Annotated in this window: 16 protein-coding genes; 9 read left to right on the forward strand and 7 right to left on the reverse strand. The window is 48.4% G+C overall.

Annotated features, from left to right (window positions below):
* Positions 1-73 precede the first annotated feature (73 nt).
* Both ICC18_RS16590 and ICC18_RS16595 read left to right on the forward strand, forming a co-directional pair.
* Positions 74-2,260 carry a methyl-accepting chemotaxis protein gene (locus tag ICC18_RS16590; protein ID WP_223192626.1) on the forward strand — a complete coding sequence of 729 codons (2,187 nt, stop codon included), beginning with the start codon at positions 74-76 and terminating at the stop codon, positions 2,258-2,260.
* A 143-nt stretch (positions 2,261-2,403) separates the two neighbouring features.
* Positions 2,404-4,221: a peptidoglycan D,D-transpeptidase FtsI family protein gene (locus tag ICC18_RS16595; RefSeq protein ID WP_188175554.1), complete on the forward strand. Its 1,818-nt coding sequence runs from the start codon at positions 2,404-2,406 to the stop codon at positions 4,219-4,221.
* On the opposite strand, the gene ICC18_RS16600 is transcribed toward ICC18_RS16595, so the two are convergent.
* On the reverse strand, positions 4,204-5,472 hold the full coding sequence (locus ICC18_RS16600) for an ATP-binding protein (RefSeq protein WP_188175555.1): 1,269 nt from the start codon (positions 5,470-5,472) through the stop codon (positions 4,204-4,206). The two genes, ICC18_RS16595 and ICC18_RS16600, sit on opposite strands and share 18 nt — an antisense overlap.
* A 219-nt stretch (positions 5,473-5,691) precedes the next feature.
* Between ICC18_RS16600 and ICC18_RS16605 the strand changes: the two genes are divergently transcribed.
* Positions 5,692-6,516 carry a lipoate--protein ligase family protein gene (locus ICC18_RS16605; protein WP_188175556.1) on the forward strand — a complete coding sequence of 275 codons (825 nt, stop codon included), beginning with the start codon at positions 5,692-5,694 and terminating at the stop codon, positions 6,514-6,516.
* 172 nt (positions 6,517-6,688) lie between these two features.
* Complete coding sequence (locus ICC18_RS16610; RefSeq protein WP_188175557.1) at positions 6,689-7,426, forward strand: hypothetical protein; 738 nt, start codon at positions 6,689-6,691, stop codon at positions 7,424-7,426.
* A gap of 22 nt (positions 7,427-7,448) precedes the next feature.
* On the opposite strand, the gene ICC18_RS16615 is transcribed toward ICC18_RS16610, so the two are convergent.
* The gene (locus ICC18_RS16615; protein ID WP_188175558.1) at positions 7,449-8,177 is read right to left on the reverse strand and encodes an alpha/beta hydrolase; all 729 of its coding nucleotides are present in this window, start codon (positions 8,175-8,177) and stop codon (positions 7,449-7,451) included.
* A 219-nt stretch (positions 8,178-8,396) separates the two neighbouring features.
* Between ICC18_RS16615 and pdhA the strand changes: the two genes are divergently transcribed.
* From pdhA to lpdA, 4 genes are read left to right on the forward strand one after another with little or no spacing between them, the layout of a single operon-like run.
* Positions 8,397-9,479 carry a pyruvate dehydrogenase (acetyl-transferring) E1 component subunit alpha gene (pdhA, locus tag ICC18_RS16620; protein WP_188175559.1) on the forward strand — a complete coding sequence of 361 codons (1,083 nt, stop codon included), beginning with the start codon at positions 8,397-8,399 and terminating at the stop codon, positions 9,477-9,479.
* Between the two features lie 57 nt (positions 9,480-9,536).
* Positions 9,537-10,517, forward strand: coding sequence for an alpha-ketoacid dehydrogenase subunit beta (locus ICC18_RS16625; protein ID WP_188175560.1), 981 nt, complete (start codon positions 9,537-9,539; stop codon positions 10,515-10,517).
* Positions 10,518-10,542: 25 nt separating this feature from the next.
* The gene (locus ICC18_RS16630) at positions 10,543-11,880 is read left to right on the forward strand and encodes a dihydrolipoamide acetyltransferase family protein (RefSeq protein ID WP_188175561.1); all 1,338 of its coding nucleotides are present in this window, start codon (positions 10,543-10,545) and stop codon (positions 11,878-11,880) included.
* A 4-nt stretch (positions 11,881-11,884) separates the two neighbouring features.
* Positions 11,885-13,300, forward strand: a complete 1,416-nt coding sequence (gene lpdA, locus ICC18_RS16635) for a dihydrolipoyl dehydrogenase (protein ID WP_188175562.1) — start codon at positions 11,885-11,887, stop codon at positions 13,298-13,300.
* A 126-nt stretch (positions 13,301-13,426) separates the two neighbouring features.
* On the opposite strand, the gene ICC18_RS34570 is transcribed toward lpdA, so the two are convergent.
* The 5 genes from ICC18_RS34570 to ICC18_RS16660 all read right to left on the reverse strand — a co-directional run bounded on the left by ICC18_RS34570 (position 13,427) and on the right by ICC18_RS16660 (position 18,808).
* Positions 13,427-14,098: a YdeI/OmpD-associated family protein gene (locus ICC18_RS34570; protein ID WP_188175563.1), complete on the reverse strand. Its 672-nt coding sequence runs from the start codon at positions 14,096-14,098 to the stop codon at positions 13,427-13,429.
* Between the two features lie 71 nt (positions 14,099-14,169).
* Positions 14,170-15,258 carry a 3-phosphoserine/phosphohydroxythreonine transaminase gene (gene serC / locus ICC18_RS16645; protein WP_188175564.1) on the reverse strand — a complete coding sequence of 363 codons (1,089 nt, stop codon included), beginning with the start codon at positions 15,256-15,258 and terminating at the stop codon, positions 14,170-14,172.
* Positions 15,259-15,548: 290 nt separating this feature from the next.
* Complete coding sequence (locus ICC18_RS16650) at positions 15,549-16,940, reverse strand: ABC transporter substrate-binding protein (protein ID WP_188175565.1); 1,392 nt, start codon at positions 16,938-16,940, stop codon at positions 15,549-15,551.
* 90 nt (positions 16,941-17,030) lie between these two features.
* On the reverse strand, positions 17,031-17,852 hold the full coding sequence (locus ICC18_RS16655) for a carbohydrate ABC transporter permease (RefSeq protein WP_188175566.1): 822 nt from the start codon (positions 17,850-17,852) through the stop codon (positions 17,031-17,033).
* Positions 17,849-18,808, reverse strand: a complete 960-nt coding sequence (locus tag ICC18_RS16660; RefSeq protein ID WP_188175567.1) for a carbohydrate ABC transporter permease — start codon at positions 18,806-18,808, stop codon at positions 17,849-17,851. The genes ICC18_RS16655 and ICC18_RS16660 overlap by 4 nt, the downstream gene beginning before the upstream one ends.
* A gap of 210 nt (positions 18,809-19,018) precedes the next feature.
* Here ICC18_RS16660 and ICC18_RS16665 point away from each other — a divergent pair, with 210 nt between their 5' ends.
* Complete coding sequence (locus ICC18_RS16665) at positions 19,019-19,747, forward strand: glycerophosphodiester phosphodiesterase (protein WP_188175568.1); 729 nt, start codon at positions 19,019-19,021, stop codon at positions 19,745-19,747.
* Positions 19,748-19,821 lie beyond the last annotated feature (74 nt).

Consider the following 19,821-nt stretch of genomic DNA (forward strand, 5'->3'; position numbering starts at 1 on the left):
TTGTAACCCTTTTCATTTTAGGCCAAAAGAAAGAGTACTTAGGGCAAGTAGAAACTAACGGTGGTGAAACGAAATGAAAAATGGACTTCAAAAGGTAACCTCTTCTTTAGTCAAACTAGGTAAAGCACTCACTAATGTCTTTAAAAATGCGAAGTGGGGGCGTATCGCTCATGCAGCTGGGCAAACATCGAAGAACGTTAGTGGAGCAGCTTTCAGTGAAATGAAGCAGGTTAAGCTCGAGAATCCAGTGAAGTCGGTTGGAATGAAGCTGTTTCTAATGTTTTTTGCCAGCATTTTATTTTTTGTATTGATTGTAGGTATGATTTCTTATTCGGTTTCAAAAAGTGTCATTAAAAACAAGGTAGCTGAATCCAGTCTGCAGACGGTTACGCAAGCAGGGCAGAAACTGGACTTTCTGTATCAAACGTTTGATGAGACTACACTGCAAATTATGTTGAATAAAGAATTGCAAGATTTGCTGGATAAGCTTCCGAATCTTGACCCGTCGTCTTATGAGGCTTTGGATGTTGTGCGTCAATTAACCGACAAACTGAACGTGATTACTTTCTCTAACAAATCAATTAAAACGCTTCATCTTTATAGGCCCGATGGTAAATTGATTGTCATTACGGGCAGCGGCGGCAATACGTTATCTGATAATGCGAGCAATACGGATTGGTTCAAAAAGATTATTGAAGGCGGAGGCAAAGTGGCTTGGCTCGATAGCAAGGCCAAAGGTTACTCCAGCAACTCAACCAACACATTTGCTGTAGGCCGATTGATGAGAAATACATTAAGCAATACGACATCCGCGATTCTTGTGCTGGAGCTGGGCAATGAGATTTTGAACAAAGAAATTAAAGGGATGTCGCTTGGCGATGATAGCAAAGTCGTGATCACAAGCGGCAGCAATAAAAATATTGCTACCCTTAATCCGGATGAGCTAGAGAAGGATGCAGTGATTCAGCTTACCAAAGAGCAGCTAGATGAGGAACATGGCTCCTTTACGACCGATGACGATCACTTGGTGGCTTACTACAAATCCAATATATCCGGCTGGAACCTGGTTGGTGACATTCCGGTAAGCGCTCTGGTGAAGGACGCTAAGAAAATTTTCAACTATACGCTTCTTATCGCGTTATTTGCAGCGGTTGCGGCTGTTTTAATAGGGTTGTTCGTTGCTAGAATGATCGGAAGACCGCTCGTGAATTTGCGCAACTTAATGCAGCAAGGTGCCAAAGGTAAATTGACCGTACGGGCCAACTACACAACACAGGATGAAATTGGTCAACTTGGCGCAAGCTTTGATACGATGATGCAGCAAATTACGACTTTGGTACAGCAGACCAGCGCTTCCGCGCAGCAAGTATTTGAAACGGCTACGGAGTTAACGAACTCGTCCAAAGTGACAGCGACGGCTGCACGGGAAATTGCCGTGGCTACCGATGAAATTTCGAACGGTGCTGCAGGGTTGGCGACGGAGTCGGAGAAGGGCAACGAGTTGACTCAACATATTGGCATGCAAATGAAAAATGTCATTGAAGCCAATCTGGAGATGGGTACGGCAGCCGCCGACGTTCAAAGCTCAAGCGAACAAGGTACAAAGTACATGACGGAGCTTATCGGGAAAACGAACTTGACTGAAGAAATGATACGCTCCATGGTAGATAAAGTCGATAATCTAAAAGACAGCACAAGATCGATCCGAAAAATTCTCGATGTGCTGAACAATATGACGAAACAAACGAACATTCTGTCTCTCAATGCTACGATTGAAGCCGCGCGTGCAGGCGCAGCCGGCAAAGGCTTCATGGTCGTCGCGGATGAAATTCGTAAGCTGGCCGACCAGTCCCGTCAATCGATCGATGTGGTAGGACAAATTACAGAGACGATTCAAAAAGAAATTGATGAGACGGTTAAAGTGCTCTCGACCGCAACCCCGATCTTCCAAGAGCAGATTCAGGCAGTGAAAGAAGCGGATACGATTTTCAAACAAGTGACGAATCACATGGGTGGATTCATCCAACAGCTTAGTACAGTGAGCGATTCCATCAGCACATTGGAGCAGTCTCAAGTCGTTCTCTCGGATGCGATGACGAACGTCAGCGCGGTTGCCGAGGAGTCCCTTGCGACTTCCGAGGAAGTTGCTTCTTTGAGCTCAGAGCAGCTTAGCATTAGCGATGGTTTGGTAAAGCTGTCGGACAAATTGGATTTATTATCAAAGTCGCTGAATGAAACACTTTCGAAATTCGAGATTTAGTTCCTACATAATTCGCAAGCCTGCTCTTCATTTGGAGGGTGGGCTTTTTTTGTGCCAAGATCCCGCGAAAAGTTTGTCGATGAACAGGGATGCCTATACTGGGAAGAGAAGCAGGAATCGGCTTGCCGGAAGGGGGCAGGAATATGAGAGAGAGACAATTATCCGCAGCAGAAAAACGGAGAATGTTTATCATCCTGATCATCATTCTCATCGTGTTTATCGGCATTGTCAGTAAGTTGTTCTGGATCCAAGTAGCTGCGTCGGAAAACTATTCCTCCAGAGGCGTGAATCTTGTCAAAAATTCAGTCCTCCAGAGGCAGAAAGCTTTGGTGCTGGATAGCGGCCGAGGCGAAATTCTGGATCGGCATATGCAGCCATTGACGGGGGGCACGATTAAAGCGCTGGTAGCTTTTCCTATAAGCAAATCTATTAAAGTGGACCGTCGGCAAATCGATCAGCTCGCGCATATTTTACGGACGAGTTCGGAAGCGTGGCTCGCTTTCTCAAGCAATATGAAGGATCCTGGCGTATGGGGTACTTCTGGCGGGGGAAAGCCTGTGGCCCTATGCAAGCAGCAAGAGGAGCAGATCAACGGGCTTCAGCTGCCCAATGTGAAGGTAGTTGAAATCGAGGATCGCTATCCGATAGGGATGATAGCGCGGCAATTGATCGGATTTATCGGGCAAAATCCAGATCGGGTTATGCAAGAATACAGCGCGGAACTCGAGCGTGGGAAGCTTTCGCTTACGAGCAAAATCGGGGGCTCGGGTTTGGAAAAAACGTTCGATTTCTGGCTACGCGGCGTTGGAGAGACTTCAATTTCCTATTTTACCGATGCTACAAAGAAGCCTCTGCCCGGATTGGATGCCCGTATGATCGCTCCGGATAATGTATTCTACCCATTGAAGCTGGTCACGACATTGGACTTAACTGTGCAGCAGCAAATTGAGTTGTTAATGGACAAACTTCAAATAAGGGAAGGAGCCGTTGTAGTTCAAGATGCTGCACAAGGCGATATCGTAGCTATGGCAAGCCGTCCTAATTTCGATCCGCTGCAGGTGAATCTGAGCAACAACAATTGGAGCAACTTTGCCTTGAAGGCTACGGCTCCCGGCTCGATCTTTAAGACGGTAGTCGCGGCTGCGGCGCTTGATGAAAAGGTTGTCGACCTCAAAGAAACATTTAATTGTGAAGGGGCTTTAGGAAAGTACGGATTTACGTGTTGGCGAAGAGACGGTCACGGTCCTTTGACGTTGGAAGAGGGCTATGCGCAGTCTTGCAATATCGTGTTTGCCAACGTTATGCAGCGGCTGACATCGGCTCAGCTGGAAAGCTATGCGCACAAGTTAGGCGTACTGGATGAGGTCGGATGGTCAGGGAAAACGGACGCCAAAGAACTGCTGCGCCAATTGGACTCCGAAGACAACGGGCAACTGTTTGCTGCGCATACGCCGCATGATGACGAGGGTGTATTGATGCAAACGGCCATTGGTCAAAGAGATGTGATGATGACGCCATTGCAAGCATCTAATATGATTGTGACGCTGTTGCATGATGGGAACAGATTCTCCCCGAGAGTCGTTCAAGAAATCCGGTATCAAACCGATCGCGTGATGGAGGCATTTCCGGTTAAGAAGCTGGATGATGGAAAAAAAGGCGTTTCTGCGGCAACAAGCCGCAAATTGTTAAGCTGGATGCAGGAGGTCGTTACGGATGGAACGGGACAGGCGTTGAAAGGGGCAAAGTGGAAGCTTGCCGGTAAATCGGGAACGGCTCAATTGAAGTACGGGAAGCAGGAAAAAGTGAACCAGTGGTTCGTCGGATATGGCCCCGTGCAATCACCTAAGTATGCGGTTTCCGTTGTTATTAAGAACACGGATCCGATCGAAAGCAACAAGGCCATTCCGCTTTTTAAGGGGATTATGGATATTTTGGCGGAATCATTAAACCGCAGGCAATGAAAGAGTGAAGCAAGTCCCTTTGCCGGGCTGGCTTGTAACCTCAATACCGCCTCCGAATGTTTTGATAATTCGATAGGAAACCATCATCCCAAGCCCTGTCCCTTTGTGTTTCGTTGAATAGAAAGGCGTACCAAGGCGATCAATTTGTTCAGGTGTCATACCCACGCCATTGTCCTTAATTTCGAGGACGACCTGGGTACTCTGTTTGTATCCGTTAATTTGTAGGGTGCCTCCGCTAGGCATTGCTTCTATACCATTCTTAGTCAGATTTACGAGACATTGAATCAGTTTTTCACTATTAGCTCTGACGACCAGCGAGGGCTCCATATTGAAAGAGATTTGAACACCGCGCATAGAGGCGTAGGGATTAATAAGATTGGTTAGTTTTAATGACAAAGTGGAGACGTCCAGTTCCTCCAACTTTTCCGCTTGTGGTTTGGCAAAAGAAAGGTAATCGCTGATAATGCTCTGAGCGCGATCGATTTCTTCAATTACCATCGTTGTGTATACACGTTTTTTCTCTTCGGTAACTTTGGTTTGGCTTAGAATTTGCATAAAGCCGCGCGCAACCGTCATTGGATTGCGAATTTCATGAGCAACGGACGCAGCCAATTCGCTGAGCACATTGAGCTTTTCGGAGCGCTGCAACTCTTGACGCATAGCTATATTTTCACGAATCCGTTCAATTAAGTAGGTAAGAAGCCACATGGTCAGCATGTGAACGATGCAGAACAATCCGCCTAGCAATAAAAAGCTGGCATCGATGGCTTGCTCCGTTTCTACGCGGTACACCAAAATTATGCAGAAGGTTGCTACCGCGCTGACAAAGGCAAGAAGACTTGGAAACATCACTTTGGGAGTCCGGTGTTTCCAATTACTGAGCGCGATAAAGGCAAGGATAAAGGGTACAAGCAGGGCGGTAAGTGTGACGATCCAGATGAATTCCGGGCCACCCATGTAATAGCGGTACGCGATGATGACTACAGAGACGAAAAGACCTGAGCGTATGCCGCTGTACAGAAAGGCTGCAAGTAAAGGGATGATACGTAAATCATAATCACTGCCCGTCAACGTGAAGAAGGGATGCGACATGCAAAAGATCGCAGCTAACGCACAGATGATGCCGATTAACGTTCGGCCCCAGCAATTAAAATTGATGGAGATCGGTCGGTCGAGCCAAAAAATATGATACAGCAAGATGGGCACGGTTAAAACCAGAACATTGAGCAGCAAGTCGTCAATTGCGTTCAAAAGTCTCGCCTACTTATCGAAATTTGGTTATATTTGTACTATTTCGACATAAATATTGAAAATCCTTCGAATTGTTACCAATATTTTGATGTTTTTTGACGTGTTCTGACGGATACTTGTCGTATATACAATATGGTACAATACTTGTTTGCGCTTAGCGGTTCGCATCGCTTACAATTCTAAAGAATAACGCTAAACAATCGCAGGAGATTTCAATCCATGAAAGATTATAATTTACCTCAGAACATGGTCATACTAGACCGGTTACAGGAAACGGATTCCAAAGATATATTATATGCATTTGCGTTGGAAGAACTCTTATGCCGGTCAATAGGAAAAGGAACGCCTCCGATTCTGCACATATGGAGGCACCCAAGAGCTTTTGTCATGGGACTCAGAGACAGTCGACTTCCACTTGCCGCTGAAGCAGAACGCTGGCTTTACGAACAAGGTTATGACACTGCCGTGAGAAATTCCGGAGGAGCAGGAGTGCCTCTAGATCTCGGTGTAGTGAACGTGTCGCTCTTGCTTCCCAAAGCGGCAGGCGACATGGAACATCGCAAGGATTTTGAACTGATGGCAGGATTAATTCGTGATGTGATGGACAAGTTGACGAATCGTATCGACCAAGGTGAGGTTGCAGGTTCATTCTGCCCCGGGGAATTCGATTTGAGTGTAGGCGGGCGCAAATTTTGCGGTATCGCTCAACGCAGACAGCAGCATGCGATCTCGGTGCAAGCCTTTATCCTTACAGAAGGAGACGGGGAGGAAAAAGCAGCTTTAGCCAGGGAGTTTTATGAACGCGCGGCGGGTTCCGCAGACCCAGGCGACTATCCGTTAGTCGCTCCAGGCAGCATGGCGAGCTTGTCGGAATGTTTGAATATGAAGCTTTCGGCTGAACAATTTGCCGCTAATATACTCGAGGTGATGGAACCAAGAGGTATTCAACCTGCGAAGCCGATGCAGATCGCTGCATTCCCGGAGGAACAACAAATCCGCAGTATGATAGAGCTGCTTAGACAACGTTATGCGATTAAAGGGTAGTTTGGTTTAAACCCGCATCAACTCTTATCCTTTTCTTCCTTCATTGATTCGATTGTAAGTTTAGCCGCTGGGACGCAGGGAGGGTGAAGTAAATCAACCTTCTCCCACAGCAGGGAACTCATTACAATTAAGCCTTGTGAGAATCAATATGGATAAGGATGTGTGAATCAAAATGAAACAAACAAATGAAAGCTCGGTATTGAAAATGTTGTCACGATGGTCGTTGCTCCCAGTTCTGTTTACGGTATGCTTGATCGCAACGATGAGTGTGGTTTTAGGGAATGCCGGCGATGCGCCGGAAATGATAGCAATTTTCTATGGAGGACTAGAGAATCCGGCACTTATTCGGGTTCTCGGCTTCGTAATCGTCGGGCTATGGATTTCCATCGGCGGCTTTCTCCTGTTGTTCGCTTGCCAGCTGATGAGAACCGATCAGCCAAAAGCGATTATACTTGCCGTTCTCGGTCTCGGAGTTTCCGTAGCCGGTACGCTAGGCGGTTTTCACCAATTGACGATCCAATCGGACCTGATCGCCCGATACACTGAAGCTTCCGCTGCCGTGCAAGCCATCTTGATAGAGCAAGTGCCGGGCGTGCTTCAAACGGTCGAAGCGCATCTGGAAACAGCTGAATTGTTCTCCTACCTTGGGTTTTTCGTATTCGCCTGGTCGCTGGGTTCGATATCCGCCATCCCGTCCTGGTTCCGGGTTTACGCTTGGGGGCTAAACATCGTCGAATTCGCGAGCTTGCTGCTGCGCATGGGTGGAGTCGAAATGCCGTTCATCACGTTCCCGTTGTTCGTGGCTCTTGATTTAACGTTCAATGTCAGCGCGTCCGTTATCTTCTTCAAATGGGCTAAGAAGGAGACCGTGCAAATACAACAAGCGGTTCGTATGGAATCGGCGAGTTAATACAGCTCCGTATCACCCCATTCTAACCTAAAAAATAATGCAGCGCAGCGTCCAATTCACCCTGCCAAAATCCCCATAAATGCTTGCCGGGCTTCTCGATATAGTGAAGCGCGGTATTTTTGTCTTCAAGAAATTGTTTGGTCAGCCGGTTTTCTCTGACGAAGTCAAAGGTACCGCGCTCTGTCTTTACGTCAGTTTCGTCGAGCCCGATGAGCATGTACAGCTCCAACCAGGATAAATCGTCCTCCGCCTTCAAACGTTCGCGCGTAATGTCGAAAAATGCGCCGGACAAGGATATAACTCGGCAAAAAAGGCTAGGATAATCTAAGGCGAGGTGCAGGGAAACCGTTCCTCCTAAGGAATCTCCGGCAACGATTCTCTCGGTACGATCATTCCGGACGGGATACCGGCTTTCTACATATGGCAGGAGCTCCTCTGCAAAAAAGCGGCAATAGGCATCATGTCTCTCGCCCTCCGGTGCATATTCGGATGTGCGGGTGGCTGTGTTTACATCGACGCCAACGACAATGGCCGGCTCCAAGCCATCATCCAGAATGCAGCGGGTAAGTGTCGTTGCTATACGCCCAAAGTTAAAAAATTGCTCGCCGTCCTGGCAGTAGACCACAGGATAGGAAAGCAGTTCATTGTATCCGGGCGGCAGATAGATGCGCAGGGTTCGGATTTCACCGAGAATGGATGAAGTGATTTCTTCTTTTACGATTGTTCTTTTGTAATAGCGAGAGTCATCCAAGGATATGATCCTCCTTAAAAAGGTGAGGTGTATTATAGCAGTTTGTTAATTTTTGATTAACTGTATTATATATTTTTAAAAACTGTACTATTCATTTGTGCTAAAAAACCTTAGATTCTTAAAGGAAACTGGTGTACAATTTACAAAAACAGGTTTATAATAATACTATAACAGAAATGTAGCTAGCAGGCATTAAAATCATATATGAGGTGAAAAGGTATGAGTAAGCCACTCGTCAGCCAAGCGAATTATGAAGTAACCACAGAGAAGGTTCAGCCTTTACAAGTTCTTGCACCGGACGGTACGATTGTCAATCCCGACAAAATGCCAAAACTGAGTGACGATCAATTAAAAGAATTAATGAGAAGAATGGTTTTCACACGCGTGTGGGATGAAAGAGCGGTTAATCTTGGCCGTCAAGGTCGTCTTGGCTTCTACGCTCCGGTATCCGGACAAGAAGCATCCATGATCGGTAGTGAATTTGCATTAAATAAAGATGATTTCATTTGCCCGGGTTACCGTGATATGCCGCAGCTCGTATGGCACGGACTTCCGATGTACCAGGCTTTCTTGTACTCCCGCGGACACCAGCATGGCGGTCAAATTCCGCAAGACGTTCACGTGCTTATGCCGCAAATCATTATCGGCGCACAAATTCTCCATGCTACCGGCGTAGCGATGGCGTTCAAAAAACGCAACCAACCGCGTGTAGCGATTACGTATACAGGCGACGGAGGAAGCTCCGAAGGCGACTTCTATGAAGGAATGAACTTTGCAGGATCTTTCAAGCTTCCTGTCATTTACTTTGTTCAAAACAACGGTTACGCGATTACGACGCCTTACGCGAAACAAACAGGAGCGTTATCCGTTGCTCATAAAGCGGTTGCTGCCGGTATCAAAGGCGTTCAAGTAGACGGCATGGACGTTCTGGCTGTTGTTCAAGCCGTTACGGAAGCTGCCGAAAGAGGACGCAGAGGCGAAGGCGCAACGCTGATCGAAGCCTTGACTTATCGTTACCGTCCGCACTCCATGGCGGATGACACGACGAAATACCGTACCAAAGAGGAAGAGGCCGAATGGGAACCTAAAGATCCGCTTACGCGTATGCGCATTTTCCTTACCAAAAAAGGCCTTTGGAACGAAGAAGAAGAAGCTCGCGTGAAAGAAGAAGCGAAAGCGACTGTTGCCGAGCACATCAAAAAAGCCGAGGAAACTGAGAAAATGACCGTTGCCGGCTTGATTGATTCCATGTTTGAAACGACGCCAGCTCATCTCGAAGAACAGAAGCAGGCTTATAAATAAACAATTTCTCACGAATCCAGTTTTTCTTGCGAAAACTTATGGGAGGCACAGACTGTCATGGCACAAATGACGATGATTCAAGCGATAAAAGACGCGATGCGCGTCGAACTGGAAAGAGATCCTAACGTAATTTTGTTCGGAGAAGACGTAGGTCATGTAGGCGGCGTTTTCCGTGCGACTGAAGGTTTGCAAAAAGAATTCGGCGAAGAGCGGGTATTCGATACGCCTCTCGCTGAGTCGGCTATCGGCGGTTTGGCTGTAGGTCTTGGCGTTCAAGGCTTCCGTCCGATCGCTGAAATTCAATTCGTAGGCTTCATTTATGAAGCCCTCGATCAAATTTGCGTACAAGCTGCTCGTATGCGTTACCGTTCCGGCGGCCGTTACAATTCTCCTATCGTATTCCGTACGCCTTTTGGCGGCGGCGTAAAAGCGGCTGAGTTGCACACGGATGCGCTTGAAGGATTGCTCGTTCAAACACCGGGTATCAAAGTGGTTGTTCCTTCCAACCCTTATGATGCAAAAGGATTGCTCATTTCCGCGATCCGCGACAATGACCCTGTCTTCTTCATGGAGCATTTGAACTTATACCGCGCTTTCCGCGCTGAAGTGCCGGAAGGCGAATATACCATTGAACTTGGTAAAGCGAACGTTGTTCGCGAAGGTTCAGATGTTACAATTATTACTTACGGAGCTATGGTGCATACTTCAGTGAAAGCAGCTGAGGAAATCGAGAAAACACAAGGAGTTAAAGCTGAAGTAATCGATCTTCGTACCCTGCTGCCACTCGATATCGATACGATTGTCGCATCGATTAAGAAAACAAATCGTGCAATCATCGTACAAGAAGCGCAAAAAACGTCCGGCGTCGCCGCTGAAGTGATTGCGCAAATCAATGAAAAAGCGATTCTGCACCTGGAAGCTCCGGTACTTCGTGTCGCTCCGCCAGATACCGTCTATCCATTCGCGCAAATCGAAGACGCTTGGTTGCCTAGTCCAGCAAGTGTCATTGCTGGCATCAAACAAGTACTCGAATTTTAATCGAAGGTAATAGGAGGTAAAGGACATGGCATTGTTCCAATACAAGTTCCCGGAGCTTGGTGAAGGCATACATGAAGGCGAGATCGTAAAGCTGCTTGTCAAAGCGGGCGATACCGTAACGGATGAATCCATCCTGATGGAAGTTCAAAACGATAAAGCGGTCGTTGAAGTACCTTGTCCGGTTGAAGGCAAAGTCGTTGAAGTGAAAGTAAAAGAAGGACAAATTTGCCACGTTGGCGAGCTTGTCATGACGATCGAAGTAACAGGCGAACTGCCTGCCGAATCGATTCACCATGAGAGCAGCAGCCCGGCAGTTGCTGTTGCAGCGGCTCCTGCGCCTGCAGCGGCGGTCGCTGTGGCGGCAGCTCCGGCTCCGGCAGCGGCGCCTGTGGCAGCTGCCGCGCCAGTGGCCGCGCCAAACGCTGGCGCGGGCCGCGAAGTGCTTGCGACGCCTAGCGTACGCAAGCTTGCAAGAGAAAAAGGCATCACACTCGCAGAGGTGACGCCTACAGGCAAGCACGGCCGCATAACGCGCGAGGACGTGCTCGGCTTCACTGGAGCTGGCGCGGCGCCAGCTCCAGCAGCGACAGCGCCAGCCGCAACCGAAGCGGCTGGAGCGGCTGCACCTGCTGCAGCGATGCAGCAGGTTGTTGTCGGCGATCGCGTCGAAGAACGGGTTCCGTTCAAAGGAATCCGCAAAGTGATCGCGAACGCAATGGTTAAATCCGTGTACACAGCTCCGCACGTGACACTGATGGACGAAATCGACGTAACGGCTCTTGTTGCTCTGCGTGAGCGCACGAAGCCTCTCGCCGAGAAAAAAGGCGTGAAACTGACATACCTGCCTTTCATCGTGAAAGCACTTGTTGCGGCTTGCCGTCAATTCCCGGCGCTCAACGCGATGATCGACGAAGAGAAACAAGAGATCGTCTACAAAAAGTACTATAACATCGGTATCGCGACAGATACAGACAACGGCTTGCTCGTTCCTGTAATCCATGACGCAGACCGCAAAAACGTATGGTCGATCGCTTCCTCCATCAAGGACCTTGCCGTTCGCGGACGGGAAGGCAAATTGGCTCCTAACGAGATGAAGGGCGGCACGATCTCCATTACGAATATCGGTTCAGTAGGCGGAATGTTCTTTACACCGGTCATCAACTTCCCTGAAGTTGCGATTCTGGGCGCAGGCCGCATTACAGAGAAGCCAGTTGTGAAAAACGGTCAAATCGTAGCCGCATCGGTTATGGCGCTTTCATTAAGCTTTGACCACCGTATCGTGGACGGAGCGACAGCGCAAAGCTTCTTGAACTACATTAAGCAGCTTTTGGCTGATCCTGAGCTTCTTGTCTTGGAGGTGTAACAGCATGGTAGTAGGAGATGCTTCTTTAGATATAGACGTGCTGGTGATTGGTGCAGGTCCTGGCGGTTACGTGGCCGCCATCCGCGCCTCTCAACTTGGCAAAAGCGTCTTGATCGTCGATAAATCCGAATGGGGCGGCGTATGCTTGAACCGCGGTTGTATCCCATCCAAAGCTTTGATCTCTGCTGCGCACACTTATGAGCACGCCCAGCATGCGGACAGCATGGGGATCTCCGTAGAGAACGTGAAGATTGACTTCGCGAAAGTGCAAGAGTGGAAAAACAACATAGTGAAGAAGCAAACCGGCGGTGTGAGCACACTGCTCAAAGGCAACAAGATTCAAATGTTCCAAGGCGAAGTGATGTTCATCAATGAGCACGAAGCTCGTGTGTTCAACGACCAAGAAGCGCCTCGCTACCGCTTTCAGCACTGCATCATCGCAACGGGTTCCCGTCCGATCGAGCTGAAAGCATTCCCTTACGGCGGAAGAATTATTTCTTCAACGGAAGCACTGAACCTGCCTGAAATTCCGAAAAGCATGGTCGTCATCGGCGGCGGCTACATCGGTATTGAATTGGGTCAAACGTTCGCGAAGTTCGGTACGAAAGTAACGGTGCTTGAGGGCTCTGACCACGTACTGCCAGGCTTCGAGAAAGAAATGACGAAGCTGGTAGCGCGCAATCTGGAGAAAATCGGCGTAGAGGTTCACACTGAAGCGTTGGCGCAATCCAGTACGAAAAATGAAAATGATGTTACAGTTACCTTTACCGTGAAGGGTGAAGAAAAACAAGTAACAGCTGAATATGTATTGGTTACGGTTGGCCGTCGTCCAAACACAGATGGTGAGCTTGGTCTTGATCTGATCAACCTGAAGCTGACAGATCGCGGTTTGATCGAAGTCGATAACCAAGGCAGAACAAACATTCCGCATATCTTCGCGATCGGCGACGTCGTACCTGGTCTCGCTCTTGCGCACAAAGCTTCCTATGAGGCGAAAGTGGCTGCAGAAGCGATTGCCGGACTTCCAAGTGTTGTTGATTACAAAGCAATGCCTGCGGTTGTTTTCTCCGATCCGGAAATCGCGAGCGTAGGTTTGAACGAAACCGAAGCGAAGGCACAAGGCTATAACGTGACGATCGGTAAATTCCCTTACGCGGCGAACGGTCGCGCCAATTCGTTGAATGCAGGACAAGGCTTTGTGAAGCTTGTCGGCGACAAAGAAACAGGCCAACTGCTTGGCGGTCAAGTCGTAGGTCCGGAAGCATCCAATCTCATCGGTGAGCTTGCGCTTGCGATTGAAATGGCTGCTAACCTGGAGGACATCGCGCTTACGATTCATGCACACCCAACACTAACCGAAATGGTCATGGATGCTGCTGAAGGCGCGCTGGGTCATCCGATTCATCAGCTCGGCAAATAATTTCATTTGAAACGGTTTCAATACCTTTAGATAAAAAGTCCCGAGAGCTCGGCAGAATTGGTTGCCGCTCTACGGGACTCTTTTCATGTAATCATGCCAAATAATGATGCTAATTCATGCTGAACGCTATTCTTTCACCATCGGATTCTTAATGCCCCTCGATAGCTTGTCGATAGTCTTCTCTACACGCCCGCTGCGCGTTTCATCACGTTTGGCATCGGTGATCCATCTGACATATTCTTTCCTGTTCGTGTACGACAACGTCTCATAAAAAACTTGTGCCTCAAGATTCGATTGAAACGCTGCTGCCAGATCGTCCGGTACGATCACCGTTTTATCTGCGGGTAACGGGGACTTGTTCGCATTTTCCGCTCGTTTGGCCTGGCGTTCGCTCCGCTGCGACTTAACTAGGCCGATAGGGCGAAAGCGCATGGCCGACCAAGTCTCGTCGATGGAGACGAGGGACACGCCCTCAAATTGAAGGTCGGTTACCGTTTGCCAGCCGGAATCCCGGTTAATGTCCGTTTTGATCTTACTCGTTCCCTTAGGGTAGTTGATCCATAACATCCCCTCAGGGATGACGGCTTGAATCGCTTGAGGCGTCAAGCTTTGGACTTCAGCCATGTTGTATACAAACACTTGCACGAAATCGTAGGCTTGATCACTTTCCTTTTGCTCTGTTAGTACAACGCCTTCCGGCAGCGGATCGAGCTTCCCTATGTATCCTTCAGGAGCGTTCATGATGAGCGCACGCTTGCATCCTGCCAGGCGCAGCTTTTTCACGATATCATTACTCACTTAGATGTCCCTCGCTTTAATTAGACTTTTGTCCCATTGTAAAAGCAGCAATTCCGCTTTGTCAAAATAGTTTAACCCTGTTTCTTTGCAAAATCCGCCATATAATCGGCAAGCGCCCTGCAAGCTTCTAGGGAAACGCCGTTATAAGCAGAGGCGCGCAGTCCACCTACGCTTCGATGCCCGGCAAGCCCTTCAAAGCCTTTGGCCTCCGACTCTTTGATAAATTTGCGCTGCATATCCTCGTTAGCCATCCGCCAAGTAATGTTCATATCTGAACGGTCCTTCGCATCAATGATCCCTTGATAAAAACCACCGCTTGCATCGATCACATCATAAATAAGCTTTGCTTTAGCGGCATTTTGCTGCTCTAACTGCTCTACGCCGCCCTGCTGTACTGTCCATTTTAGCACGAGATTCATCATATAAATGGAATGAACGGGAGGGGTATTATAAAGAGATTTATGCCCGGCGAATGTCATGTAGCGCAATATTTCCGGTATTCGCTTCGAGCCTTGCTCCAGCCAATCTTTGCGGATGACAACAACCGTCACGCCAGCGGGGCCGAGATTTTTTTGAGCCCCTGCATAGATCATGGAAAATCGATTCAAGTCTAGTTTTCTGCTCAAAATATCGCTTGTCATATCGGCTACAAGGGGTGTGTTTCCTACATCGGGAATATCTTGGTATCGCGAGCCTTCAATCGTGTTATTCAGCGTGATGTGCGCATATGCGGAATTGGGAGCTAAATCAGCCTCAGTGAACACAGGAATGCTCTGCCAGTTCTGCTCCTTAGCGCTTGCAGCCACATGGGTATGTCCTACATGCGTGGCTTCCTTATAGGCTTTATCGGCAAAACTGCCGGTCAATACGTAGTTCGCGGTCTTATCTTGAGGCAAAAAGTTTAGCGGCAGCAGGGCAAACTGCGTGCTGGCCCCGCCTCCCATGAAGAGCACATCATAATCGTCTTTCAGCCCTAACAGCTTTAAAAGCAGCTGCTGGGTCTCCAGATTCAGCTCCTCAACGGCCCGGCTCCGGTGGGACATTTCCATCAGCGAGATACCCATCCCTTGATAGTCCACGAATTGTTCTTGCGCTTGCTTTAATACCTCCAAAGGCAATGCAGCAGGTCCAGGGTTAAAATTGTACAGTCGTTTCGTCATTTCAAGCTACCTCCCGATCATGTATGGTGAAAACAAAAAACGCCCTCATCCGATTGGGACGAGGAGCGTTTGCTCGCGGTGCCACCCAATTTGAGAAACGTTCTAATGAACGCTCCTCCTCTTGGTTCCGCGGTAACGGGCGGTGCCGGTTAACTTAGAAATGACCACTACTTCGGCCTTCCTTGGCGAAAACGCCTCCGAGTTGGATTCTCATCATAGGCATGATCGGGTATTGATGTTGAATAAAAGTATATGCTTAATGAGAGAAAAGGTCAATATCCGTTGAGATACTATTTCACCGTTTTGTTATAAGCAGCGATTTTTTCCGTAATGCTCTTTGCAGCACCGTCGAGCGCATCTTTTGGAGCTTTTTTACCGGTTAGCGCTTCTTCGATGGCGCCTTCAACGATTTGGCGAGCTTCCGGGAATACGCCCATGACAGCGCCTTGCGTTGCTTTGTTCGCTTTTGTTGCATGCAGCTGGTCAACAGCTGTTTTGAACTGAGGATATTTCGCGAGGTTGTCCTTCACGAGCTGCTCGTCATATGCTTTTTTCGTAATCGGGAAGTAGCCTGTGTTGACGTGCCAGAATGCTTGCGTTTGCGGATTCGTCAAGAATTTGATGAACTCCCAAGCGCCTTTTTGCTCGGCATCGGATTTGTTGTTCAAGATGTACAAGCTGGCTCCGCCAACGACAACACCGCCATCTTTAGCGTCGGCCGGTTTCGGCAGAAATGCGGTTCCGACTTGGAACTTGCCTTCGGCGCTGCTAACGATACCACGCAGGGAAGCCGTAGAATCCAGTGTCATGGCAACTTGACCGGCTGCGAAAGCCTTCTTCGTATCATCCGTTTTACGGCCGAGGTTTGATGCAGTTTTGGTATCGACCATTTGCTTCCACCACGTTAACGTCTTTACACCGGCATCGCTGTTAACCATAGATTCTGTGGCAGAGGAAGTACGTCCGTTGCCATTATTAAGATATTCGGCGCCTTGATTAGCGAAAAATTGCTCCATGAACCATCCGTAAATCGCAAACGATGCCCCGGATTTGCCATCCTTGCTCAGCGCCTGAGCGGCTTTCGCCACTTCTTCATAAGTGGTTGGCGGTTTTTCAGGATCAAGCCCTGCTGCTTTAAACATATCCTTGTTATAGTAAAGGATCGGGTTGGATGTGTTGAAAGGCATGGAATAAAGCTTGTTATCGAATTTATAGTAGTTCAAAATGTTTTCTTCGAGCTGGGACAGGTCGAATTTGTCAGCATCGATAAACGTTTGCATCGGTGTGATTGCCTTGGAGTCAATCATGAAGCGGCTGCCGATTTCGTATACTTGAATGAGCGAAGGGCCGCTTTTCGTATCCATAGAAGCTTTCATTTTGTTTAAGCTTTCATCGTATGTACCTTGGAATACAGCTTCGACTTGAACGTCTTTATGGGAAGCGTTGAAATCCGCAACGAGTTTATCCACAGCTTTGCCGAGCTCACCGCTCATGGAGTGCCACCAAATTACTTTAACGGGTTCGGCCGACTTCTTCTCTTCTGCCTTTGCTGCTGCAGTTGGGCTGGCGGCAGTTGATGCAGTGCTGGTAGTCGTTTTGTCAGCGGCACCGCATGCGCTGGTCAGCAGCATAACGAGCGCTGTCATCGCGATAGCGGAGCTTCTCATTTTTAACTGTTTCATCTTTTTGGTTTCTCTCCCTTTTTGGTTCGTTTATTTATGGTAATCGGCTCCGGCAATACGTGGAGCGAAGTGCCATCGGGTAGCAATTAATTAACCTTTCACAGCGCCGGCCGTAAGACCGCGAACGAGCTGCTTTAGACCAAGAATGAGGAGCAGCAGCGAAGGCAGCAACACTATGGTGACGCCAGCGAGCACCAGGTTCCATACCGTGAATTCTTCGAATTGTAGCATGGCGATGCCGATCTGTACGGTTCTCATGTTTTCGCTGTTTGTTATTAGCAGCGGCCACAAATACATGTTCCAAGAGCTGAGGAACGCGTACACGGCTAATGTGGCAAGGGCAGGACGCGAGAGCGGAAGCACGAGGCGCAGGAAGCAGCGAATGTGCCCGCAGCCGTCTATTCTTGCCGCTTCGAATAGCTCGCGAGGAAGCTGCAGGAAAAATTGCCGCAGTAAAAATGTGCCGAACGCTGTCGCCAGAAAAGGAACGGTCAAGCCCTGCATGCTGTCGAGCCAGCCCCATTTTTTCACGGTCAAATAGTTAGGGATAATCGTTACTTCCCAAGGAATCATCATGGTCGCCATGAACAGGGCGAAGAAGAAGGCTTTACCTTTGAATCGAATATTGGCGAAAGCGTAGGCGGCCATGCTGGATGTGACAAGCTGTCCAACCATGATAATTACGGATACGACGAGACTGTTCGTCATAAACGTAGTGATGGGTACCAGATTAAAGACCGTGAGGATACTGCCTAAGTAGAAACTGCTTGGCCAAAAACGCGGAGGATAAGCTGACGCTTCTTCGGGAGTCATGAAAGTTGCTGTAAACGTGTAGAAAATGGGATATAGAATGAGTGCAGCAAATATCGTCAACAGGATATAGACAAGTATATTTTGCAGTCTGTTGGTCATTGATAATGCACATTCCTTTCGAAAGCTTTAAATTGCGCAATCGTAAGCAGGAGGATGATCGTGAAGAGCACGAGCGCTTGCGCGCTTCCCGTACCGAATCGGAAGTTAATGAAAGCATCCTGATACAGCGAGTAAACGAGCACATCCGTTGAGTTAATCGGTCCGCCCTTGGTTAAAATGTGAATTTGGCCAAACGATTGAAAGGCCCCAATGATCGAAACGATGGTCACGAAGAAAACCGTTGGGGATAATAACGGCATGATGATCTGGACGAATGTACGGAATGGACCGGAACCATCGATCTTGGCGCTGTCGTAGATTTCATCCGGAATACTTTGAAGGCCGCTAAGCAGCACGATGTAATTGAAGCCGAGATTCATCCAGACCGTCATCATAGAAACGGAGAGAAGCGCCCATCTTGGATCGGTTAGCCAAGCGACCGGCTCTAAGCCGATCAGGCTGAGCAAATAATTCAGCATGCCTACGCTGGGATGGAACAAGATCATCCAGATAACTGCCGAGGTTCCCACGGATAAGACCACAGGCAGCGAGAAAACGAATTGAAAGATTCGCATGCCTTTTAGCCGGTTATGAGTTAGAGCGGCAAGCAGGAGTGCGAGTGTAATGCCGGTGGGAACGGTTAGCAGCGTGAAAACGCCTGTAACCTCAAGGCTTTTGTAGAATCGTTCAGAAGTGAAGATGGCAACGAAATTGTCAAATCCTACGTAGCCTGCGACCCGGCCTCGGGGATCGGTTTCATGCAAACTGAGATAAACGGACTGAATTAGCGGATAGAAAAGGAAGATGATAAACAGAACGAGAGACGGAGCCAGGAAAACATAGCCCAGCAGCGTTTCTGTCCATTTTTGAGTGGAAAGCGATCTAGTTTTACGTTGAAGCTTGACGGTCGATTTGGCAGGCGCAGTTAGGGGCAAATCCCGCTCCAGTGTATTCATTGGAAAAATCCTCCACGAATGTTATTAAACATGTCTTACCGCTTAAGGATATAGATGTTTTATTTCATCCGTGTTAAATTAATATGGATTATTTATTGATTTTGGCCCGGTCTTTACATAACTTTCATTAATGTTAACTGGGCAAAAAAGAACGAATTCCTTTATAATTTGATTGCATATACATAGGTATACAAGTTAGGAGAGTTGACGATGAACGGACAAAAGCCAATCATAATCGGACACCGGGGAGCGGCAGGCGAAGCGCCTGAGAACACGCTGGCTTCTTTTGCTCTGGCGCTGGAGCAAGGAGCTCAAGGATTAGAGCTGGATGTACATATAACCAAAGACGGCCAAATCGTCGTTTGTCACGATCATACGCTCGATCGGACAACGAATGGTTCAGGACTTATTTGCGAGCAAGCATGGGAAGATATACAGCGCTTAGATGCCGGAGCCTGGTTCGCAGATGCATTCCGCGGGGAGCGAGTGCCTCTGCTGAGCGAAGTGTTCGAATTGGTGCCTGCGGGGATTTTGATCAACGTTGAGGTTAAGCATGCTTACGAAGGCCGCATGGAGCAGGCGCTGCTGGCTTTTCTGCGCGAAAGCGGCAGGATTAACGACGTGGTCATCTCTTCGTTCGACCACAAGTGCATTTGCCGCATCAAACAAGCGGAGCCATCCGCTAAAGTCGGGCTGCTGTATGCAGCAAACCTGGTCGATCATGCGGCTTACGCGAAGCAAATCGGCGTCGATGTGTTCTCGCTGCATCCGCACTACCATTCCATTGACAAAGGAGATGTGGATGGAGCCGCGGCTGCGGGGCTAGCTGTATATCCGTACACAGTGAACCATGCTGAGGATTTTCAACACATGATCGCGATCGGAGTGTCGGGGATTATTACGGATTTTCCGGGGCGGTTGAGGGATTTGTTAAAGTAAGAGTTAGTCCGAAGTTGCATCTAAAAGCCTTCAAAACCACACAAAAAGTGGAAATGAAGGCTTATTTTTTTTTG

The sequence above is a fragment of the Paenibacillus sedimenti genome, from assembly GCF_014534655.1.
Taxonomy (GTDB): Bacteria; Bacillota; Bacilli; order Paenibacillales; family NBRC-103111; genus Paenibacillus_E; species Paenibacillus_E sedimenti.

Bases quoted from the DNA above. Each gene is read 5' to 3' on its own strand.
- ICC18_RS16605 (WP_188175556.1), top strand. From the start codon at position 5,692: ATGAAAGATTATAATTTACCTCAGAACATGGTCATACTAGACCGGTTA.
- ICC18_RS16630 (WP_188175561.1), top strand. From the start codon at position 10,543: ATGGCATTGTTCCAATACAAGTTCCCGGAGCTTGGTGAAGGCATACAT.
- ICC18_RS16595 (WP_188175554.1), top strand. From the start codon at position 2,404: ATGAGAGAGAGACAATTATCCGCAGCAGAAAAACGGAGAATGTTTATC.
- ICC18_RS16660 (WP_188175567.1), bottom strand. From the start codon at position 18,808: ATGAATACACTGGAGCGGGATTTGCCCCTAACTGCGCCTGCCAAATCG.
- ICC18_RS16590 (WP_223192626.1), top strand. From the start codon at position 74: ATGAAAAATGGACTTCAAAAGGTAACCTCTTCTTTAGTCAAACTAGGT.
- serC (WP_188175564.1), bottom strand. From the start codon at position 15,258: ATGACGAAACGACTGTACAATTTTAACCCTGGACCTGCTGCATTGCCT.
- ICC18_RS16610 (WP_188175557.1), top strand. From the start codon at position 6,689: ATGAAACAAACAAATGAAAGCTCGGTATTGAAAATGTTGTCACGATGG.
- ICC18_RS16625 (WP_188175560.1), top strand. From the start codon at position 9,537: ATGGCACAAATGACGATGATTCAAGCGATAAAAGACGCGATGCGCGTC.
- lpdA (WP_188175562.1), top strand. From the start codon at position 11,885: ATGGTAGTAGGAGATGCTTCTTTAGATATAGACGTGCTGGTGATTGGT.
- ICC18_RS16655 (WP_188175566.1), bottom strand. From the start codon at position 17,852: ATGACCAACAGACTGCAAAATATACTTGTCTATATCCTGTTGACGATA.
- ICC18_RS16650 (WP_188175565.1), bottom strand. From the start codon at position 16,940: ATGAAACAGTTAAAAATGAGAAGCTCCGCTATCGCGATGACAGCGCTC.
- ICC18_RS16665 (WP_188175568.1), top strand. From the start codon at position 19,019: ATGAACGGACAAAAGCCAATCATAATCGGACACCGGGGAGCGGCAGGC.
- pdhA (WP_188175559.1), top strand. From the start codon at position 8,397: ATGAGTAAGCCACTCGTCAGCCAAGCGAATTATGAAGTAACCACAGAG.